The sequence below is a fragment of the Lysobacter sp. P5_B9 genome (assembly GCF_054049835.1).
The window spans coordinates 769,464-790,095 of sequence record NZ_JBFULP010000001.1 but is presented as its reverse complement, the minus strand read 5'-3'; the positions used below and the strand labels follow the sequence as shown (position 1 = coordinate 790,095).

The following is a 20,632-nucleotide window of genomic DNA, read 5'->3' as shown; positions in this document are numbered from 1 at the left end:
ACGTCACGCAACAAAAAACCCGCATTTCCAGCGGGTTTTTTACAACTCTGGGGACGGCTTGGGACTACCTGAAATTCGGCTTTGGTGCCTGGGGCGGGACTCGAACCCGCATGGGGTTGCCCCCGGCGGATTTTAAGTCCGCTGCGTATACCGGTTTCGCCACCCAGGCATGGAACAAGCTTACCTGCACAAAAAAGCCTGGCATACGCCAGGCTTCGTTGGCTCGAGCCAGCCGGCTCGCGAATCGGTGGCCTACAAAGGACGCCATCCCGGTTGCCACACGATTTGCTGCACGGTTTATACCCGAACTTGCACTCCTGCGGAAAGCCAGCGGGCTGGCCTCACATCTGCACGTCGTAGAACACCATCACGCGCAGGTCGCTCAGGTCGGTGTCGTTGTCCTGGTCCACCTTGGCATAGCGCAGGCGCAACATCAGGCCCTTGAGCACGCCTTCGGGCGGCGACCATTGCACGTTGAAGTCGGTTTCATCGCGCGAGAACTGCCCCGGATCATCGGGGTCGCTACCGGAAACATACAGCGCGTACATGCTCAGCCCCGGGACCATCTTGGGCGTATAGCCCACGCGTGCCAGCCATGCATCCTCGCCCTCGCGGTTGAAATCCTCGACCTGCACGCTGGTGTAGCCCGGATAGCCGCTCCACGGCGCCTGCATGTTCGCGTCGCCGCCGGCGCTGGTGTAGGCGACCGTGAACAGCGCCCCGCCGAAGGCCAGCTCCGTCTTCGCCCCCCACTGGTGGGCCGAGAAGCCGGTTGCCTGGAGCAGTTCGTCACCCACGCTCTGCTGGTCGGTGTACTGCAATGCCATGCGCAGCTTCAGGCTTTCGCCGATCGGGAAGCCGTACTTACCCTCGGTGTAGAAGATGTTGATGATGTCGTTGCTGTAGTAATCGATGGCACCGATCGAAAGCTCGCCGAGCTTGTAGTTGGCGCCTATCGCATAGACGCCGCGATCGACGTCGTCGGGCGCACCGGCATCGTCCGACATCGAGACGAACTTGTCGGAATTGCGTTCCTTGATCTTGTCGACGTAGCCGGCACCCCAACGCCACTGCGACTCGTCGGTCCCGTTACCGTGCTGGCCCTGTACGAGCGCCGCGAGGAAGGTGTTGGGCGTCATCCGGTTGTCGTTGCGGTTGATGTACGGTGTGTCCAATCCCCGCGCACCCAACGTCCCGCGGATGTCGTCGGTGAACTTGAACTCACCGTACAGCTCACCGAGCACCGTATAGCCGTCCTGGCCGGGCTGCAGCAGCAGCGTGCCGTCCTTGTCGTCGGGGCCGTGCAGCTTCTGCGAGGTGTACAGCGTCGCGCCCAGGGAGAATATGTCGCGGAAGTAACCGGTCTTGAAACCGGCGGATCCGCCAATCGCCCAGGCCTCGCTCTGCGAATCGTCGTATTTGTCGCGATCCAGGTAGTACGTGCGCAACTGGATGTTCCAGTCGGTATCCGCCCATGCCTTGCGGCGGGTTTCGCGCACCCATTCGTCGTGCGAGCGCGGGCCGAAGCTTTCGTCCAGGTGTGTCTGGCCCTGCTCGGTCGAGGTCTGCTCGGTTTCCTCTTCCACCGGTCCTGGGCTCGCCGCGGCCTGGGCAGTCGGGGTCGCCTGGGCGACCTGCATGGCCTGCTGTGGACTCTGCGCGGTCTGTGCGGTGCGGACCGCCTGAGGAGTATTTCCGGCTTGCGTGGTCTGCACCGTCCAGGTGGCCTGCGGAGCCGGTGCCGCGGGCGCGGCCGTCGCAAGCGCTGGCCACGCCGTTGCGTCGCCCGGTGCCGGCTTTGGCGTGGGCTGCTGCGCCCGCGCCGGCATCGCAGCTAGGTACGCGAGGCAGGCCAGCGTCAATGCCAACGGGACACCAACCTTGCGCCGCGAATCGTCAAGCATGAAAACGTTCATGGGAACTCCTCGCAATGAAGGAACTACTGCGACAACACCATCGCGAAGTAGCCGAACACTGTGTAGAGCACGCCGGACACCGCGTAACCGACCGGGAATCCCACCCAGGGGACGCTGCTGCCGATCTCCTTGGCTGCCTCGCGGGCCGGGCCGGAGTGCGACCGGGAACCCGCCACGCCGCCCATCAGCACCGCCGGATTGATCTTGAAGATGTGCAGTCCGATGGCCCAGGTTACGAAGGGCGGGATCGTGCTGGCGACAAAACCGGCCACGAAAATCTTCACCGCGATGTCGCCGGTCAGCTGCTCGAGCAGCGTGGCACCGGCATTGATGCCGACGATCGCGATGAACGTGACCAGGCCAAGGTCCTCGAGGATGTTGCGCGCGGCGTTCGGCGTGCTGCCGAAGAAGCGCAGGCGCGACACCACCGACGACACCAGGATGCCCGACAGCAGCAGGCCACCGGCATTGCCCAAACCCACGGAGAAGTCGCCCACGGGCACGGTAATCTTCCCGATCAGCAGGCCGATCACCATGCCCGCCGACAGCGTTAGCAGGTCGGTCGAGGTGCTCGGGCGGGCGATCTTGCCCAGCACTTCGCCAGCCTTGTCGACCGCGCCGCGCAGACCGGTGACGTAGAGCACGTCGAAGCGCTTGAGCGTGAGCTCGGTACCCAGCGGCAGTGGCTCGCCCGCACGTTCGATGCGGCTCAGGCCGATCTGCCCGCCGACGTCGGTAGCGCCCAGCGCCCTCAGCGGCTTCTCGTCCAGGTCTTTGTTGGTCAGCAGTATCTCGGCCTGGTCGAGCGGAATGCTCAGCACCTTCGCGTTCGCCACTTCCTCGCCGATCAGGCCGAGATTGGCGGTCAGGTCTTCCAGGCGACCACCGAGGGCCACAAGGTCGCCCTGCTTCAGCACCAGATCGGGCGACGCGCCCAGCGTTTCGTCCCCGCGCACCACATTGGCGATGCGGTACTGCGGATGCGACTCCCGGAACTGGTGGATGCTCTTGCCGGCGGTCGTCAGATTATCGATGCGGTACGCGCGCAGGCCACCGGCGCGATAGCCGGTCAGCGCCGCGTCGTCGACGTTCTTCACGCCATTCTTCTCTTCATATTCCTTCGCCGCCTTGCGCGCATCGATGCCCCACCAGCGTGGCAGGTACTTGCAGATCAGGATGATGCCGACCGTGCCCCAGATGTAGGTCACGCCATAACCGAGCGCGATCATGCCCGACACCTGTTCGGCGGTGCTGCCGGCCGGAAGCTTGTACGCGCCCTGCTCCACGGCCATTTCCGCGGTACCGATCGCCGCCGACATCGTCTGCGACCCCGCGAGGATGCCACCGGCCGCGCCCGCTGGGAGCGCGAACACTTTCGACATGATCACGACGAGGGCGAGGCCCAGGCACGCGCACACCACCGCGAGGATGGTGAAGGTGATGCCGTCCTTTTTCAGGCTGTTGAAGAATGCGGGCCCCACCCGCAGGCCGACGCCATACATGAACAGGTAGTAGAAGAGCGACTTGGCAAAGTTGTCGAGCTGCAGCTTGACGCCGTAGGTCGATGCCCATGTGGCCAGAGCGGCGCCGACAACGACCGCCGCCGCCACCATGCCCAATCCATACCCCTTGATCGAGAACTTGCCGACCCAGACCGCCATGCCGACCGTGAAGAACAACAGGATGTAGGGATTTTCCTGCAGGAACTGAAAGAACGCTTGCATGGCAGCCTCCGTGTGACGACGGTGCGTGTTCGGTCAGTGGGTGGACGAGGCTTTGCTCTCGGCCAGGGTCGATGGTTTGAGGCACTTGATGCCCTGCGCCGAGTGGTAGCCGTGGATCTCCTTGACGTCGAGCTTGCGCATGTACGCGATGGTGTCCGCGGTGATCACCTGGCCGGGCACCATGATCGGGAAGCCCGGCGGGTACGGGATCACGAAGTTGGCCGACACCATTTCCGGTCCGTCGGTGAGGCGCTTGTCTACCTCAGGGCTATGGAGCTTGACGAACTCGCAGTTGTTTTCGTCGTAGGCCATGAAGAACGCCGGACGCATGTGACCCTCGTTGCTGCCCGACTTCGGGTTGTCGCGGAAGGAGTCGTTGAAGCGGCTGAAGTTCGGCAGGTCCGGCACGTCCGTCATCAGCGACTTGACCCGTGCATCGAAGATTGCCTTGCCGTTGGCATCCTCTTGTGACAGCCGCGACTCGATTTCCCGGGACAGGTCGGCGAGCGCCTTGATCAGCAGCGCCGCATCGCTGTGCGTGTTGTTGATGTTGGTCTGAACCAGAATGCTGTTGCGCGATGTCTTGTTGATCTGGATGTCGAAGCGTTCGGCCAGAATTCCTTTGAACTGCGTGCCGTCGAATCCCGCCGCGCCGCACACCAGCGTGAGACGCGTGGGATCGAGCGCGAATTCGTCGGTGTCCCAGGCCTCGACGATCTCGTCCCAGTTCGCGCCCTTGCCGCCGTAGTCCTTGATGCCGGATTCGCGGAATTCCGCCGGGATCATGTCTTCCGGCGTGGCAACGTGGAAATACTTGGAGATCAGCGGATGCGTGTTGATCGCCTGGCGAATGCGGAGCGCCAGATCGGTCATCTGCAACGTCAATTCATAGCCCTCGAGCTCCATCTGGCGGCGGGCCAGGTCGAGGGAGGCGATGAGCTGCAGGTTTGGCGAGGTCGAGGTATGCGCGAAGAACGCTTCCTCGAACGGGCCTTCGACGTGGTGGAAGTCCTCGTCCCACACCAGCATCATCGAACCCTGGCGGAACGCCGACATCGACTTGTGCGTCGAATTGGTCTGGTAGACGCGGATGCGCACGTTGTCGGGATCGGGCATCAGGCGCTTGTCGAGCAGCGAGGCGTCCTTGCCGTCGAGCTTGCCGTCGTTGTTCTCCGCCCGCCACTTGGCGTATTCCTCGCGGTATTGCTTGCTGCGGTAGCGGCGCGTGAGTGCCGCCGCGGCGCCCATCGCGGTGCGGCGCCGGTGCAGGGCGCTGAACCGGGCGAAGCCGAACCACGCCTCGTCCCACAGGAACACCAGGTCAGGCTTGATGGCGAGGCACTCCTCCATCACCCGGCGCGGGTTGTACATGTGGCCATCGAAGGTGCAGTTGGTCATGTCGATCACCTTGACGCGATCGAGCTTGCCCTCCGCCTGGCACTGCAGGAGCGCGTGCTTGATGGTGCGCAGCGGCACCGCGCCGTACATCGAGTACTGGGTCAGCGGAAACGCTTCCACGTAGTACGGCTGGGCGCCGCTCAACACGAAACCGTAGTGGTGGGACTTGTGGCAGTTTCGGTCGACGATCACGATGTCGCCCGGCTTGCATACCGCCTGCACGACGATCTTGTTGGAAGTGGACGTGCCATTGGTGCCGAAGTACGCACGCTTGGCGCCGAACGCCCGCGCCGCGGCTTCCTGCGCACGTTTGATGTTGCCGGTCGGCTCCAGCAGGCTGTCGAGCCCGCCGGTCGTCGCCGACGATTCCGCGAACAGGATGTTGGTGCCGTAGAACTGGCCCATGTCGCGGATCCAGTTCGAAGAGAACACCGACTTGCCGCGGGCGATCGGCAGGGCGTGGAAGGTACCGATGGGGCGCAGCGCGTACTTCTTGAGGTTGTCGAAGTACGGGGTTTCGTAGCGGTCCTTGACGCCATCCAGAAGCGACAGGTGGATCTCCATCGGCTCCTCGACGTGGTGGAACAGGCGGCGGATCGGCGCCACTTCATCGCTGCCGGCAAGCAACTCCGGCGCGCGGTCGGATAGCAGGTAGATGTCGAGTTCGGGCCGTACCTGCTTGAGGGCGGCGGCGAGCGTGGTGGCAAGCTTGCCCGGCTCGATGGTGTCGCGGTCGACGTCGATATGGCGGTCGAGGAAACCCTCCAGGTCGGGAATGTCGTGCGCCGTCTCGTAACCAAAGCCGTCGATGATCACCACGGCTTGCAGCGTGGTGTTGAGCATGGTGGCCAGCGCGGCGTCCTCGAAGCTGCCGACGTGCACTGGCGCATACACGAACTGGTCGTCACTGCGGCGCATGCGCCGCATGTCGTCGGCCGATCGCTGCCAACCGGAGGGATCGATAGGCGTGACGAAAAGGACTTCGAAATACGGCCTTGCAAGCGGACCGCCTTCGGTGTCGGGCGGCAATACGTCAAGCAGGCTCGCCTCGGTGTCCGCGCCCGCCTGCCAGGCCGATTCATGTTGCCGGTAATCGCCCGACAGCAGGGCGCCCGAGACCTTCTGGACCAGCCGGGAAAACGTGGCGGCATCCCCGCTCTCGTGCGCGGCGCGGATCGCGTCCAGCAGGCGCTGCCCCGGGTAGGCCCAGCAGTACTCGAAACGGTTGATCGCGCGAAGCAGGCGGCCGGTCTTTCCATGGAGTTCCGACGACCGCGACCCGGCGCCGGCAGCACCGGACCACGCGCGTGCCATTGCATTGAGATGGCGCCACAGCCCGGCACGTGCCGACGCAGCGGCGAAGACGGATGACAGTTCCATCCCCTTGGATTCAGTAGCGTCGTTCATGGTGCTCCTCGCTGTCGGTTGCACGGTCGTGTGGAGAGGGTGTCGCCTTCCCTCGCCCTGCAAGTCATGTGCCCAAGCGGCGGTGGCACTGGCAGGACTGGCGCAGCCCGCCTCGTGTCGTCCACGACGACGACTTCCGGCGATAGCGCGGCATCCGTGGACGCTAGTCCTGCGCCCGTGGACCGACAATTGGCCCTTAGCCCTACGCACGCATCTGGATGAACGCGCGCGACCGTGCATAGGCGTCGTCTTCAACGCCGCGCGACTTCAACAATTTTTCCGGACCCTCCATGGGGCCGCGGAACTCAAGCCCGGGAGGGACATGTCCTCCCGCATCAAGGCCGCGATACCACGACCACGCTGACCATCGGCGGCCGCGAGGCGAAGTTGCAGGTGACGCCGCCGTCCAGGGGACATCGCTACCGGTGACGAGGCCCGCACCTGACCAAGCCTCGGCAGCTCCTACTTTCTTTCGACAAACGGTGGCCAAGCATCAATCCAGACCAGGCCATGGATTCGATGGTGCTCACCGCGGGCACGACTACCGTCATGAAGTATGTGTTCTCGCGCGAGCGACCCCGGGAGAATTCCGACCCCAACCACTTCTTCGATGGCCCCCCGCACCAGAGCTTCCCAAGCGGCGAAGTCGCCGAACTCAGCGCCGTCGTCACTCCCTTCATCGCCGAGTACCACCAGGACCACCCGAGCGTGTACCTGTTGACTGTCTTGCCGGTCTACGACGCGATAGCGCGGGTGAAGGTCCACGGCCATTGGCAGAGTGACGTCGTCGTTGGCGCGGCCGCGGGTGCGGCCTTCGGCGTGTACGCGCACGGCAGGAAGACACCGCTGATAATGGGCGTCATGCCAGACCGGGGCTTGATGATCGGATACAGCAAGCAGTTTTGAGGCTGCGGGGCTCCATCGCCCCCTGCCGGACAACAAAAAGACGCGCCGTGAAACGAAAACGCCCCGCGAGAAGGATTCTTCAAGCGGGGCGCACGTTTACATCTGGAGGCCGAGGTCGGAATTGAACCGGCGTACGCGGATTTGCAGGCGCATACGCACCCTTAAAAATAAGGGATTTCGGCCAAAAAACCACCTTAAACCACTCTATTGGCCACGCGCTCTCAGCTTTAGCACCAGCTCGTTCCGCTCGTCAACAGATAGCGCGGCGATTTCCTTGATCGCGTGAGCTAGGTCTTCGGTATCGGCGTACAGGCTCGCAAGAGGGATACGGAGCGCCTTCGCGAGTTCGTGCGCCGTTTCAAGATCGCAGTCATGGACTGCCCTCTCGTATCGATTGATACGAGTGCTGGCAACGTCTTCGGGCAGACCTACGGACACGCCCAGAGCCTGCTGGGTCAACCCGGCGGCGACGCGTTCCGCCCTAAGGCGGGCCGCAAAAATGGATCGAGCGCTGCTCTTGGCCACGTCCGTCTGAGAGGTTCGATAGGTGCGCAAACCATGCCGTCTTCTTGTCTTCGTGTAAGCTACGTTTAACGTAGCCTGCTCACGGCCCCGAGGAGATGGCAATGAAAAGCAAAGTCCGCGTAGAGCGTTTTGATCAGGCGCTAAGTCTCGCGTCCGCAGCCTCGCTCTTGCGAATCGGCGAGGAGGCGCTTCGCGCGCTGGTAGTAACCGGGCAAATTCCGGCGCTATCACTTAATAGCAGGCACTGGATCCTCTTGCGGGAAGACGTAATTGAGTTCATTCGCGTCAACGCGCAAACACAGCAGGATCAGCGCATGGCCCGTTGGACTAACAACCCATCCTGCTCGGCCGATCCGGAAGACACGTCCGCTCAACCTCGCAAGCGCGGACGTGGACGGCCCAGGAAGACCGACACTTACTAAGCGCAGAGGTCGGTGTGTAGCGGAACTGTCGATTCGCTAACGGACCAGGCGAGTGGACTATTGCGAATAGTCGCCCATATGCTTGACGAAGCGTCGGAAGTTCCACCGCCCTACATGCGGTGCCCCCGTGGCGCGGACCGCTTCCGCTTCGACGTCTGCATCACGATCGAAGCGCGTGTTTCTGTAACTCCATCTAGAGAATAAACATGTCTGCACCGAAGCTCCCGACTCCGCGCGAATTTCTCCTTTCCGTTCCGCTGTACACCGAGTTCGAGTTTTCCCGCGAGGAAGGCTGGGACGTGCTGGACCTCATCTACTTTTCCGGCACCTACGACAGTTACTGCATCAAGTGCGAACGCGATTCGACGTTTCAAGTGAACGCGCCAAATCGGCCACCCGAGCATGTGCGTAACCATAATCTCGAGAAAATGCAGGGCAAGCCGACAATCCCCAGCATTGTGGCTAACGTTTATCGGGTCACCGCGACTTGCACGAGACAGAAGAGCCACTTTCAGGACTTCCTATTTTTTGCGGACCTGCGCGTCAAAAGGTCAGATGAAGGCGACTGGGAGGCGCGACCATCGATCCAAAAAATTGGCCAGCAGCCTTCCTTTGGTGATGTGCACCTTGCGAAGGTAAAGAAGTACGCAGCCGCACTTACAAAAGCGCAACTAGGCGAGCTAAGTCGCGCAATCGGCCTCGCATCACACGATGTTGGCATCGGCTCCTACGTATACCTTCGACGTGTTTTTGAGTCGTTGGTGGAGGAGTCACACCAAGAGGCGAAAAGCGATTCCGGCTGGGACGAAGAGACGTATGCTCGGTCACGAATGTCGGAAAAGATCGCGCTGCTGCGAAGTCACCTTCCGGCATTCCTTGCCGAGCATCCCGAAATGTACTCATTGCTGAGCAAGGGCGTACACGAGTTGTCCGAAGCCGAATGCCTTGGGCACTTTGACACCTTGCGAATCGGGATCGAATTGATCCTGGATCAGAAACTGGAACGCAAGGAGCGGGAAAGCAAAATCAAGGCGGCAAAAGCGGCTCTTGCCAAGGCAGTTTCCAAGGTATGACTGGTCCGCAGCGCGGCGCGTTTTGGCGCTGACGCCTGAATTTGCCGGAGCGGCTTCGGCTTAAATAAATTGTTAGGCCCCTGCTAGATGCCCTTGAAGTATTTGACGCCTAAGAGCTTAGCGTTCTTGTCGAACACGACTGATGCAATGACCTTTTCTTCCGGCGAGCCGCCAGCCTTTGGGGCAACGTGATAGAAGTAGATGAAACGGCCATCCGGATTGTGGTTTTCATTTTCCGGTGCGCCAATGATCGCCTTCACTTCTGCCGCGGTCGTGACGCCAGCTTTGAGGCCATCCAGGCTCTCAAACGGCACGGCAGCAATCGCAGTCGTAGCGATGCAGCACAGGAGGGCGAACGTTGCTGCGGAAAGAGCGGTCTTGAACATGGGTTGCCTATATGTCGGGTAAAGGGGCCTAACGCTAGTAGACCCCGGGTCGGGGCATATGTATGGAGTTTGCCGTGTTCCGGCGAAAGCCCCCGGCTCGCCGCGTGCTCCCGGCCCCTGCCGCCAAACTCGCGTACACGCACAACACTAACGCTGACGGAGTGGTTCGGGAGTGGTTAACCCAAAAAAAAGGGTCACGCTTTCGCGCAACCCTTTGATTTGTTTGGAGGCCTCGAGCGGAATCGAACCGCTCTAAACGGATTTGCAATCCGGTGCATAACCAATCTGCCACGAGGCCAAATTTCAATCCAATAGCGGCGCTACTGATCTATAGCGGCGCTATAGTCGATTTTTGCAGTCCGCTGCATAACCACTCTGCCACCCGGCCGGATGACTGGAAACACGCTGCGGATTCTGTCACACCGCAGGTGTTTCGCAAAACCGGGATCCTGGAATCCGCGATGTTGCCGAAGCGAAAAAAACGAAGCCCCGCGAACGGGGCTTCGTAACAAACTGGAGCGGGAAACGAGACTCGAACTCGCGACCCCGACCTTGGCAAGGTCGTGCTCTACCAACTGAGCTATTCCCGCAGAGGAACCGACATTTTAGGCATGGGAACGAAAGTGTCAACACCTGAATGCACATTTGTCATGCATCCGTTCGGCCGTACGGGAATCCTTCAGCCTGCGCCGGCGTCTTCCCGCAGGGTGGGCCACGCCGCGCGCAGATAGGCCAGGCCTGACCACAGGGTCAACAGCGCCGCCACGGCCAGCATCCAGTCGCCGATGACGAATGGAATGCTCGGCGGGTCGCCCAGCTTGTCGGGCACGAAATACAGCAGGATGGCGAGTGCGACCATCTGCACGATGGTCTTGATCTTGCCGATCGAGGCGACTTTCACCTTGGCGCGCTGGCCAAGCTCCGCCATCCATTCGCGCAGCGCGGATACCGCGATTTCGCGGCCGATGATGACCGCCGCCCACAGCGCCATCCATGGGGTCGGATGCTTCTGCACGATCAGCAACAGCGCGACGGCGACCATCAATTTATCGGCCACCGGGTCGAGGAAGGCGCCAAACGCGGAGGACTGGTTGTACGCCCGCGCGATCCAGCCATCCAGCCAGTCGGTCACCGAGGCCAGCACGAACACGAAAGCCGCGGCGAAATTGGTCCACTTGTAGGGAAGGTAGAACACCAGGACCAGCACCGGAATCAATACGATCCGCAGCAGGGTCAGCATGGTGGGAACGGTCAACTTCATTCGCCCTTCGTCTCCGCGGTCTCGAGTCCGTGCAGGGAAGCATAAATGCGCGCGGCCAGGGCCGCATTCACCCCCTCCACCCGCGCGATTTCCTCGACTCCCGCGGCCTTGAGACCGCCCAGGCCGCCAAAATGCTTGAGCAGCGAGGCGCGGCGGCGCGGGCCGATGCCCGGAATGTCCTCGAGCCGGCTGGTACTGCGCGCCTTCTGGCGGCGGCCACGGTGGCCGGTGATGGCGAAACGGTGCGCTTCGTCACGAACCTGCTGGACCAGCTGCAGCGCCGGCGATTCCGCGCCCGGATGCATGATGCGTCCGTCGGGCAGCAGCAGTTCCTCGTCCCCCGGCCGCCGGGCGGGCCCCTTGGCCACGCCCACCAGCGCCACGCCCTCGACGCCGAGGTCGTCCAGGGCGGCCCGCGCCTGCGCCACCTGCCCCGCCCCGCCGTCGATCAGCAGCACGTCAGGCATCACGCCCTGCTCTTCCACCGCGCGGCGGAACCGGCGATCGATCGCCTGGTGCATGGCGGCGTAGTCGTCGCCGGGCTCGATGCCGGCGATGTTGTAACGCCGGTACTGGCCGCGGACCGGGCCTTCGCTGTCGAAGACGACGCACGAGGCCACCGTCGCCTCGCCCATCGTGTGGCTGATGTCGAAGCACTCGATCCGCGCGGCAAGTGCGGGCAGGCCGAGCAGGTCACGCAGCGCTTCCGCACGTACGCGCTGGGCGGCATGGCTCGTACGTTCGCTCGCCAGCGACAACTCGGCATTGCGCCGCGCCAGGTCGACATAGCCGGCGCGCTCACCGCGCACGCTGGTCTTGATCTGCACCTTGCGGTCGCCGGTGAGGGTGAGCGCCTGCTCGATCAACTCGCGATCGGGGATGTCGCGGTCGAGCACGATCTCGCGCGGCGGCGCCTGCTCGGCGTAGTACTGCGAAACGAAAGCGGCGAGCACTTCGGCCGCATCGGTGCTGCCGCCCGTCCTGGGGTAGAAGGCGCGCGTGCCGAGGTTGCGACCGTCGCGGAAGGCAAGCAGCAGTACGCAGGCCGCGGCGTCCTGCATCGCCACGGCGAGCACGTCGAGTTCGGCCGCGCGGCCATCGACGTACTGACGGGCCTGGAGGCTGCGGATCGACTGCATCAGGTCGCGCAGGCGCGCGGCTTCCTCGAAGTCGAGGCGTCCACTGGCCGCTTCCATCGCCTTGCCGAGCTCGTCGCTCAATTCATCGCTGCGACCGTCGAGGAACAGGCAGGCGCGCCGCACGCTTTCGGCGTAGTCATCGGGCGGCACCAGGCCCACGCAGGGCGCGCTGCAGCGTCCGATCTGGTGCTGCAGGCAGGGACGCGAACGATTGCGGAAAACGCTGTCCTCGCAGCTGCGCAGGCGGAACAGCTTGTGCATCAGGTTGAGCGTCTCGCGCACGGCGCCGACGCTGGCATACGGACCGAAATAGCGGCCCGGCACGGCGCGCGGACCGCGATGCAGGGCGATGCGCGGCCAGCTTTCATTGGTCAGCAGGACGTAGGGATAGCTCTTGTCGTCGCGCAGCTGTACGTTGTAGCGCGGCTTGAGCGACTTGATCAGCTGGTTTTCCAGCAGCAGCGCTTCGGTCTCCGTGCGAGTGACGGTGACCTCCATGCGCGCGACCTGCGCCAGCATGGTGGCGATGCGAGGCGACTTCGGCGTTGCGTTGAAGTAGCTGGCGACGCGATTCTTCAACGCGCTCGCCTTGCCGACGTACAGGACCGCGTCGTCGGCGGCGATCATGCGGTAAACGCCCGGTGCGGTGTTCAGGCCCTTGACGAAGGCCTTGCCGTCAAAGGCTGGCGCATTGGAGGTCATCGAATCTGCATGCATCGGCTGCTTTAACTGGGACCGATTATGCGGGAGTGCAAGCGCCGGCTACGCAATGCGGTGGCCAAGGCGGGCGAGGACGCCCTGTGCGGCGCGGTCGAGCAATCCCCAAACCGCCTCGAACTCGGCCGCGCCTCCGTGGTAGGGATCGGGCACGTCGGTGTCCGCGGCCACGCCGGCCCATTCGAGCAGCAGTGCACAGCGTGAATGGGCGTCCATCGGGCCGAGGGCGCGGACATCGCGCAGGTTGCTCCGGTCCGCGCACAGCAACCAGTCGTGGCGCGCGAAGTCGTCGCGGCAGATCTGGCGGGCCCGCAGACCGGAAATATCGACGCCGTGCCGCGCGGCCGTCGAAATCGCGCGTGGATCCGGGGGCTGGCCGACGAGCCAGTCGCCCGTCCCGACCGAGTCGACGACCACCCGCCCCGCCAGCGTCGACGCGGCGATGCGTGCACGCAGCATGCCTTCCGCCATCGGCGAGCGGCAGATGTTGCCCAGGCACACGACCAGCAAACGCACCGGGGCCTGCGACTCAGGCATGGCCGGCGATGCGTGCTTCGGCGCGGGCAAGGTCGTCGGGCGTGTCGACGCCCGGCGGGAACGGTGCCGGTGTCGTTGCCACGGCGATGCGATACCCCGCTTCGAGCACCCGCAGCTGTTCCAGCGATTCGACCTGCTCCAGGCGGCCCGGCGGCATCGCGGCAAAGCGCTGCAGGAAGCCGGCGCGATAGGCGTAGATGCCAATGTGGCGCAGCCAATGGCCACCTTCCGGCAACCGGGTGCGATCACGCGCGAAGGCATCGCGGGGCCATGGCAACGGTGCGCGACTGAAATACAGCGCGTCGCCGTTGGCGGCCTGCACGAGTTTCACGGCATTGGGATCGAACAGCGTCTCCGCATCGGTCACCGGCGCGGCCAGCGTGGCCATCTCGGCGCCGCTGTCGCGCAGCAGGTCGGCAACGGCGCGAATGCCCTCCGCGGGAGCGAAGGGTTCGTCGCCCTGCAGGTTCACGACGATGGTGTCGTCGCTCCAGCCGGCTATGCGCGCGCACTCGGCAAGACGGTCCGTCCCCGACGGATGCGCGGTCGACGTCATCGCGACGCGTACGCCGCTCCCATTCAAGGCATCGGCGATGCGCTGGTCATCGGCCGCAACCCAGACTTCGCGCGCGCCTGCCGCCAGCGCACGGCGCGCGACATGCAGGACCAGCGGCTCGCCGGCGAGCAGGCGCAAGGGCTTGCCCGGCAGGCGCGTGGCGGCGTGGCGGGCCGGAATGGCGACTACGAAGTCGGATGCTGGATTCATCTGGGTTACTCGCCCCTGTCGTGGTCGCCCCGCAAGGCGGTGCGATGGCAAACATTAGCCTTTCGTCGCCCGGACCTTGTCGAGCAACGCGACCCAGAACGCCTCGGGCAACTCGGCGCGCACGGGTACGCTGAAATAGTCGTCGCGGGCCAGGTCCGCGCATTTCACCGCGTCCTTCTCGGTCATCAGCACCGGCAGGCGGCTGCCGAATTCAAAATCCGTCGTGCTGTAACGGTGGTGGTCGGCGAATGCGTGCGGGACGACCGCGATGCCGAAGCCGCGCAACATGGTGAAGAAACGCTCCGGGTCGCCGATGCCCGCCACCGCGTGCACGCGCTGGCCTGCAAACGACGTCAGCGGACGCGAACGACCACCGGTCAGTGGCACGGCCTGCTCGGCCAGCAACCGCATCGGCCATTCGCCGAATCCGGCGCCGACCTTGCCGTTGACCTGCCCGGCGTTGCCGCCCAGGTTCACCACGCGGAAATCGCACCGTTCCGCCCGCTCCACCGGTTCGCGCAGCGGGCCCGCGGGCAGCCGCTGTGCATTGCCATAGCGGAGGCGGCCATCGATGACCTCGATCTCGATGTCGCGCGCCAGGCGGTAATGCTGCAGGCCGTCGTCGCAGACCACTACGTCACATCCGGCTTTCGCCAGCGTCGTGGCTGCGGCCACGCGATCGCGATCGACGCGGAGCTTCGCACCGGTGTGATGGGCGATGAGCGCGGGCTCGTCGCCGACCTTGGCGGGGCTGCTTTCACGGTCGACCCAGCGCGGCTGCGATGGCTCCTCGCGGCCGTAACCGCGGCTGGCCACGCCCGGCTTGAAGCCTTCCGCCTGCAGGCGCTGTACGAGGGCGATGGTCAGCGGTGTCTTGCCGGTTCCGCCAACGCTGATGTTGCCCACGACGATCACCGGCACGTCGCTGCGGCGACTGCGCAGGAAGCCCTTCTCGTAGAGCCGGCGGCGCAGGCCGGTGACGCCGGCATACACGGCAGACAGCATGCGCGAGCCCCACGGGACGCGCGCTTCGCCATACCAGTAGCCGGGGCGCTGGCCGTTGCGCATGCTATTCGTTCTCGCGGAACTGCATGCGATGCAGGTGCGCGTACAGGCCACCCTGCGCCAGCAACTCGGCGTGCGTACCGCGTTCGACGATATGGCCCTGGTCCATCACCAGCACCTGATCGGCGTGCTCGATGGTCGACAGGCGGTGCGCGATCACCAGCGTGGTGCGGTTGGGCATCAGATGGTTGAGCGCGTCCTGCACCAGGCGTTCGGATTCGGTGTCGAGCGCGGCCGTGGCTTCGTCGAGGATCAGGATCGGCGCGTCCTTCAGCATCGCGCGCGCGATCGCCACGCGCTGGCGCTGGCCGCCGGAGAGCTTGTTGCCCTTGGCGCCGATGTGGGTCGCCAGCCCCTCCGGCAACTGCTCGACGAATTCCATCGCATTGGCGCCGCGCACCGCGCGGTCGAGGTCGTCACCACCGGCGTCCTGCAGTTCGCCGTAAGCGACGTTCTCCGCGACCGTGCCGCCGAACAGCATGACCTGCTGCCCCACCATCGCGATCTGCCGGCGCAGGTCGGCCAGGCGGTAATCGTGCAACGGCTGGCCGTCGAGCAGGATGCTGCCCGACTCGGGTTCGTAGAACCGCGGAATCAACTTGATCAGCGACGACTTGCCGCTGCCCGAACGCCCCACGATCGCCGTGACCGTACCCGGCGCCGCGGTGAAGCTGACGCCCGCCAGCGCCGGGCGCGACTGGCCGGGATAGCGCGCCTGGACATCGCGGAATTCGAGCAGGCCGTTGGCGCGCTCGATGGGCCGCGAACCGGCGTCGGGTTCGTCTGGTGCATCCAGGACGGAGAACAACCGTTCCGCCGAGGCGATGCCACGCTGGAGTAATCCCTGGACGTTGGTGAGCTGTTTCAGCGCAGGAATGATCGCCAGCATCGAGATCATCAGCTGGACGAAGCCGCCCGCGCTCAGGCGTCCGGCCGCGGCCTCGCGCCCGGCGAAGAACAACAGCAGTGCGAGCCCGACCGCGCCCGTCAGCTGCACGACCGCGGAGGAAATGCTGCGCGTGGCTTCGATCTTCAGGCTGAGCTTGAGGTGATGGTTGGCCTGGTCCGAATAGCGCTTCAGCTCGGCCTGCTGTGCGCCGTAGACCTTCACTTCCTGCTGGTTGGAAAGCGCCTGGTCCGCGGACAGCAGCAGTTGCGCGCCGCTTTCCTGGACCCGGTGGCCGAAGCGGCGATAACGCCGCCCCACCTTGTCCATCATCCAGGCGATCACCGGCGCCAGTACCAGCACGGCCAGGGTCACCCGCCAGCTGGCATACAGCATCACGGCGAGCATGTAGATGACCTGCAGCGACTGCTGCAGCATCACCTTGGCGGAGTCGATGGCGGCCTGCGCGACCTGGTCGCTGTCAGAACCCAGGCGCATCAGCATCGAGGGCACCGGCTCGGTGTCGAAGCGCAGGCCCGGAAGGCGCAGGTATTTGCCAAGCGCGTTGATGCGCATGTCGCGCGAAATGCCGCGGCCCGCCTTCGCCATGTACAGGTCGGTGACGTAGCCGGCGATGCCTCGGACGACGAAGATGCCGACGATCGCCAGTGGCAGAAGCAGGCTGAATTCCTGGTTCTTGGCGACGAACGTCTCGTCCACCATCGGCTTGGTCAGCAGGCCGAAGGCGCCCGCCGCCGCGCCCTCGAGCATCAGGCCGACGAACGCGATGAGCAGAACCGCCCGGTACGGACGGGCCAGTCCCAGCAATCGCCGATAGATCGCCCACGGCGAGGTGGAGCTGGTCACTGCTTCTTCCCTGGTGCGCGCGTTTCGGGTGCGGTGGCGATCATGACCTGGCGGAAGCCGAGCTGGCCCAGCGCGTCATAGGCGGTAACGACGGCCTGGTGCGGCGTGCGTGCGTCGGCGCGCAACAACACCTTGCGTTCGCGGTCGGTTCCAGCGACTTCGGCCAGGGTGGCCTTCAGTGATTCGACGTCGTCGCGCAGGACTTCGCGGTCGTCCACGAAGTAGCGGCCGTCGGCGTTCACCAGCACGCTCAACGCGCGCGTGGTGTCGGTCGCGGCTTCGCCGGTCGCCTTGGGCAGCTGAAGCTTGAGCACCGAGCGTGCGTCGAAGGTAGTAGTGACGACGAAGAAGATGATCAGGGTCAGGATGACGTCGATCAGCGGGATCAGGTTGATCTCGGGTTCGTCGTCCTTGCGATGGTCGCGGATTCTCATTGGGATGCGGGTCGTCGGCGAGAGCTCAGGGCGTGCTCACCGGCGGCGTGATCCCGTGCGCGCCAGGCGCCACGCGCGCCGAGGCCGGACGCAGATCGATGGTGTCGAGCAGCTGGATCGCCTCGTGTTCCATGTCGACGATGTATTCGGCGATGCGACCACGGAACCAGCGGTGCGCGATCAACGCGGGAATCGCCACGATCATGCCGGTCGCGGTGCATACCAGCGCCTTGCCGATGCCGCCGGCGAGTTGGTTCACGTCGCCGATGCCGTGGTCGAGGATGCCCAGGAACATCTGGATCATGCCGATCACCGTACCGAACAGACCCAGCAGCGGACCGGCGGCGGAAATCGTGCCTAGCGTGTTGAGGTAACGCTCCATGCGATGCACGAGGTGGCGGCCGACGTCTTCGATCCGTTCGCGGATCTGGTCGCGGGGCCGGTTGCGGACGTCCAGCGCGGCGGCCAGCAACGCACCCAGCGGCGAGGTCGCCCGCAGCGATTCGATATGGGCCGGATCGAGCTTGCCGCCTGCCGCCCAGGTCCGCACTTCCTTGCCCAGTCCCGGCGGCAGCACCGCGCGACGCCGCAGCGTCCACGCGCGCTCGACGACGATCGTCAGCGCCAGCACCGACAACAGAATCAGCGGAATCATCGGCCAACCGCCGGCCTTGACCAGTTCCAGCACTCGCAAACCCCCGGCCCATGGCCGTTTCATGTCAGTCCGGCCGATAGCATACGGAGCGGATCGGGCGGTGGCGATATTTCGGGGCGAAACCCGGGCAATCAAGGCATCGGCCGCATTCGTCAAGGCCGTCTGGCGGCATCCCACCATCGCGGCTGTGCGCCACGTCGCGTTTCCACGTGAAGGTCCCGGGCGCGCAACCGCACGCGCAGGGCCCCGCCTGCGGCGGTATCGAAGGTCTGCGCGCCCCCTTGCTGCCAGCGCCGCAGCACTTCGGGCCTGGGATGGCCGAAGCGATTGCCGTGACCCGACGAGACCAGGGCGAAGCGCGGGTGCGTGGCCGCGACAAAGGCCGGATCGGAGGATCCGGCGCTGCCATGGTGGGCGACCAGCACCACATCCGACTGCAAGTCGCCTGCATCCAGGCGGACGAGATCGCGCTCGATCACCTCGCCGATGTCGCCGGTGAGCAATGCGCTGCCTTGGGCGCTTTCGATGCGCAGCACGCAACTGGATTCGTTGGCCAGGTAAGGAAAGTTCGGCGGTGGATGCAGGAAGCGGAATTCGACGCCATCCCATTTCCAGTGCGTTCCGGCAATGCAGGCCGCGGTGGCGAATGGCAAGGGGACGCCTTCAGGCGCGGATACGTCTGTTACGGGGAATTCGGCGCGCACGGCCTGGAAGCCACCGGCGTGATCGTTGTCGCCGTGGCTGATGACAGCGCGATCGAGGTGCCGCACTCCCAGTGCATGCAACGCCGGAACAACCGCGCGATCGCCCGCATCGAAGCCGTCGCGCACTGCGGGACCCATGTCATACAGCAAGGCATGCCGGTGGGTGCGCACCAATACGGAGAGCCCCTGCCCCACGTCGATCACGACCAGCTCGGCTTCGCCGGGCGCGGGAATGTCGCGCTCCGGCCACAGCAGCGGCAACCACAGCAACAACGCCAGCCACTTGCCGGGTGTACCGCGGGGCAGCAGCAGCCAGAACGCCCCGACAAGGGCCAGGGGCAGAGCGAACCAGCGCGCTTCGGGCAACCACCACAACGACAGGCTGCAATGCGCCAGCCATTCGAACAGCGGCCAGCTGAGGTCGAAGCACCACGCAGCAGCACGCCACGCCCACCCACCCGCTCCCGGATGCAGGGTTTCCAGCAACAGACCGATCAACGACAACGGCACGACCACCAGGCTCCACCACGGCACCGCGATCAGGTTGGCGAATGGCGCGGCCAGCGATGCCTGCCCAAACAACACCGCACTCGGCGGCAGCAGTCCCAGCGTCGCCACGCCCTGGGCGGAGAGAAATTCCCGGACCAGGTTGTCGCCACCGTGCGGCAGGCACCACAACAGCCATGCCACGCCCAGGAAGCTGAGCCAGAAGCCCGCACCGAGAACCGCGAGCGGATCGACCAGCACCATCGCGATCGCCGCGAGTGCCAGCGCTTGCGGCGCGCGCGACGGCCGTCGCCATCCCCGCGCTGCCGCAACGACAACGATCATCAGCACGGTGCGCAGCGTTGGCAGCGCAAATCCGGCTATGGCGGCGTAGATCGTCGCTCCTGCAACCGCAGCCAGTGCCGCCATGACCGGGGCGGGCCAGCGCCGTGCCAGTGCGGGCCAGAGCCACCACGCACCCCGGGCGATCAACGCGAAGAAGCCCGCCACCAGCCCGACATGGAAACCGGAAATCGCGATCAGGTGGGTCAGGCCATTGGCGCGCAATGCTTCCCAATCCCCATCGTCCAATGCCCGCGTGTCGCCGAGGGCCAGCGCCTGCACGAAACGCAAGCTTGGCGTGCGCACCTGCAGTGCGATGCGCGCCGACATCGATTCGCGCCATGCGTCCAGCCCGCGCGCCGCCGACAGCCGCCGTGCCATTTCCGGTGCGTACACATAGCCCGTCGCGGTGAGGCGTTGCGCCATCGCGTACTTTTCGGCATCGGCGCCGCCCGGATTGCGCAGGCCGCGCGGTGCGCGCACCCGCACGGGCAGCGACCACCGCTGACCCGCCTTCAGCTGGAAGCGCGGGTGCGGCGCGTCATGCCGATGCTCGTCGTCGTACCACGCCAGGCGCAGGGTGCGGCCACGCAGTTCGGGCAAGACGGTCTCATCCGCATCGACTTCGAAGAGAAAACGCGTGCGCCTCGGCTCATGCTGCGGCAGGTCGAGAATGCGGCCATGCACGATCGTTTCATGCTTTTCCAGTGCCGCTGGCAGCTGAACATCCAGCGCATGGACGGCATGCAGGCCCGTCAACGCGAAGCCGCAGAGGAACGCACCCAGAGCGCGACGCCGGCTGGCGTTCGCACAACGCTCCATGTGATGCCAGGGAAACCGGAATCGCGGCCAGCCGATCCAGCCCAACGATCCGGCAATCAACAGGACCAGCGACAGTCGCCAGGGCGCCAACCAGGGCAGCCACAGGCAGGTCATCACCCCGACCAGCAGGGCCAGGGCGACGGGGATTCCAAGGATCGGGGTGGTGGGTGGCGTCCTTGCCACGATGTCCATGC

At 64.8% G+C, this 20,632-nt stretch carries 17 protein-coding genes and 3 tRNA genes; 3 read left to right on the top strand and 17 right to left on the bottom strand.

The window, feature by feature from the left end:
* Positions 1–82: 82 nt before the first annotated feature.
* The 4 genes from ACXJJ9_RS03730 to ACXJJ9_RS03715 all read right to left on the bottom strand — a co-directional run bounded on the left by ACXJJ9_RS03730 (position 83) and on the right by ACXJJ9_RS03715 (position 6,445).
* Positions 83–169: transfer RNA gene (locus ACXJJ9_RS03730), tRNA-Leu, on the bottom strand.
* Between the two features lie 172 nt (positions 170–341).
* On the bottom strand, positions 342–1,916 hold the full coding sequence (locus ACXJJ9_RS03725) for an OprD family outer membrane porin (protein WP_457095874.1): 1,575 nt from the start codon (positions 1,914–1,916) through the stop codon (positions 342–344).
* A 23-nt stretch (positions 1,917–1,939) separates the two neighbouring features.
* Positions 1,940–3,640 (bottom strand): aspartate:alanine exchanger family transporter, encoded by a 1,701-nt coding sequence (locus ACXJJ9_RS03720; RefSeq protein ID WP_457095873.1) that lies wholly within the window; start codon positions 3,638–3,640, stop codon positions 1,940–1,942.
* Positions 3,641–3,673: 33 nt separating this feature from the next.
* A complete protein-coding gene (locus tag ACXJJ9_RS03715) occupies positions 3,674–6,445 on the bottom strand; it encodes an aminotransferase class I/II-fold pyridoxal phosphate-dependent enzyme (protein ID WP_457095872.1) in 2,772 nt (923 codons plus the stop codon).
* Positions 6,446–6,955: 510 nt separating this feature from the next.
* Between ACXJJ9_RS03715 and ACXJJ9_RS03710 the strand changes: the two genes are divergently transcribed.
* Positions 6,956–7,351: a phosphatase PAP2 family protein gene (locus tag ACXJJ9_RS03710; RefSeq protein WP_457095871.1), complete on the top strand. Its 396-nt coding sequence runs from the start codon at positions 6,956–6,958 to the stop codon at positions 7,349–7,351.
* Between the two features lie 204 nt (positions 7,352–7,555).
* On the opposite strand, the gene ACXJJ9_RS03705 is transcribed toward ACXJJ9_RS03710, so the two are convergent.
* Positions 7,556–7,876 (bottom strand): helix-turn-helix domain-containing protein, encoded by a 321-nt coding sequence (locus tag ACXJJ9_RS03705; RefSeq protein ID WP_457095870.1) that lies wholly within the window; start codon positions 7,874–7,876, stop codon positions 7,556–7,558.
* A 101-nt stretch (positions 7,877–7,977) separates the two neighbouring features.
* Between ACXJJ9_RS03705 and ACXJJ9_RS03700 the strand changes: the two genes are divergently transcribed.
* Both ACXJJ9_RS03700 and ACXJJ9_RS03695 read left to right on the top strand, forming a co-directional pair.
* Positions 7,978–8,298 (top strand): hypothetical protein, encoded by a 321-nt coding sequence (locus ACXJJ9_RS03700; protein ID WP_457095869.1) that lies wholly within the window; start codon positions 7,978–7,980, stop codon positions 8,296–8,298.
* Between the two features lie 206 nt (positions 8,299–8,504).
* Entirely contained in the window at positions 8,505–9,371 is an 867-nt protein-coding gene (locus tag ACXJJ9_RS03695; RefSeq protein ID WP_457095868.1) for a hypothetical protein, read from the top strand.
* 83 nt (positions 9,372–9,454) lie between these two features.
* On the opposite strand, the gene ACXJJ9_RS03690 is transcribed toward ACXJJ9_RS03695, so the two are convergent.
* From ACXJJ9_RS03690 to ACXJJ9_RS03635, 12 genes are all read right to left on the bottom strand, one after another.
* Positions 9,455–9,757 (bottom strand): hypothetical protein, encoded by a 303-nt coding sequence (locus ACXJJ9_RS03690; protein WP_457095867.1) that lies wholly within the window; start codon positions 9,755–9,757, stop codon positions 9,455–9,457.
* A 224-nt stretch (positions 9,758–9,981) separates the two neighbouring features.
* Positions 9,982–10,055 (bottom strand) — tRNA-Cys (locus tag ACXJJ9_RS03685).
* A 216-nt stretch (positions 10,056–10,271) separates the two neighbouring features.
* Positions 10,272–10,347 (bottom strand) — tRNA-Gly (locus ACXJJ9_RS03680).
* An 89-nt stretch (positions 10,348–10,436) separates the two neighbouring features.
* The gene (gene pgsA, locus ACXJJ9_RS03675) at positions 10,437–11,018 is read right to left on the bottom strand and encodes a CDP-diacylglycerol--glycerol-3-phosphate 3-phosphatidyltransferase (RefSeq protein WP_457095866.1); all 582 of its coding nucleotides are present in this window, start codon (positions 11,016–11,018) and stop codon (positions 10,437–10,439) included.
* Entirely contained in the window at positions 11,015–12,859 is a 1,845-nt protein-coding gene (gene uvrC, locus ACXJJ9_RS03670) for an excinuclease ABC subunit UvrC (protein ID WP_457096153.1), read from the bottom strand. Before uvrC ends, pgsA begins: the two co-directional genes overlap by 4 nt.
* Before the next feature lie 60 nt (positions 12,860–12,919).
* Positions 12,920–13,390: a low molecular weight protein-tyrosine-phosphatase gene (locus tag ACXJJ9_RS03665; protein ID WP_457096152.1), complete on the bottom strand. Its 471-nt coding sequence runs from the start codon at positions 13,388–13,390 to the stop codon at positions 12,920–12,922.
* Between the two features lie 13 nt (positions 13,391–13,403).
* Positions 13,404–14,177, bottom strand: coding sequence for a 3-deoxy-manno-octulosonate cytidylyltransferase (gene kdsB, locus ACXJJ9_RS03660; protein WP_457095865.1), 774 nt, complete (start codon positions 14,175–14,177; stop codon positions 13,404–13,406).
* 54 nt (positions 14,178–14,231) lie between these two features.
* Positions 14,232–15,245, bottom strand: coding sequence for a tetraacyldisaccharide 4'-kinase (lpxK, locus tag ACXJJ9_RS03655; protein WP_457095864.1), 1,014 nt, complete (start codon positions 15,243–15,245; stop codon positions 14,232–14,234).
* A 1-nt stretch (position 15,246) separates the two neighbouring features.
* On the bottom strand, positions 15,247–16,995 hold the full coding sequence (gene msbA, locus ACXJJ9_RS03650) for a lipid A export permease/ATP-binding protein MsbA (RefSeq protein ID WP_457095863.1): 1,749 nt from the start codon (positions 16,993–16,995) through the stop codon (positions 15,247–15,249).
* Positions 16,992–17,429 (bottom strand): ExbD/TolR family protein, encoded by a 438-nt coding sequence (locus tag ACXJJ9_RS03645; protein WP_457095862.1) that lies wholly within the window; start codon positions 17,427–17,429, stop codon positions 16,992–16,994. The genes msbA and ACXJJ9_RS03645 overlap by 4 nt, the downstream gene beginning before the upstream one ends.
* 25 nt (positions 17,430–17,454) lie before the next feature.
* Entirely contained in the window at positions 17,455–18,117 is a 663-nt protein-coding gene (locus ACXJJ9_RS03640) for a MotA/TolQ/ExbB proton channel family protein (RefSeq protein ID WP_310053816.1), read from the bottom strand.
* A gap of 119 nt (positions 18,118–18,236) precedes the next feature.
* A complete protein-coding gene (locus tag ACXJJ9_RS03635; protein WP_457095861.1) occupies positions 18,237–20,630 on the bottom strand; it encodes a DNA internalization-related competence protein ComEC/Rec2 in 2,394 nt (797 codons plus the stop codon).
* Between the last annotated feature and the right edge of the window lie 2 nt (positions 20,631–20,632).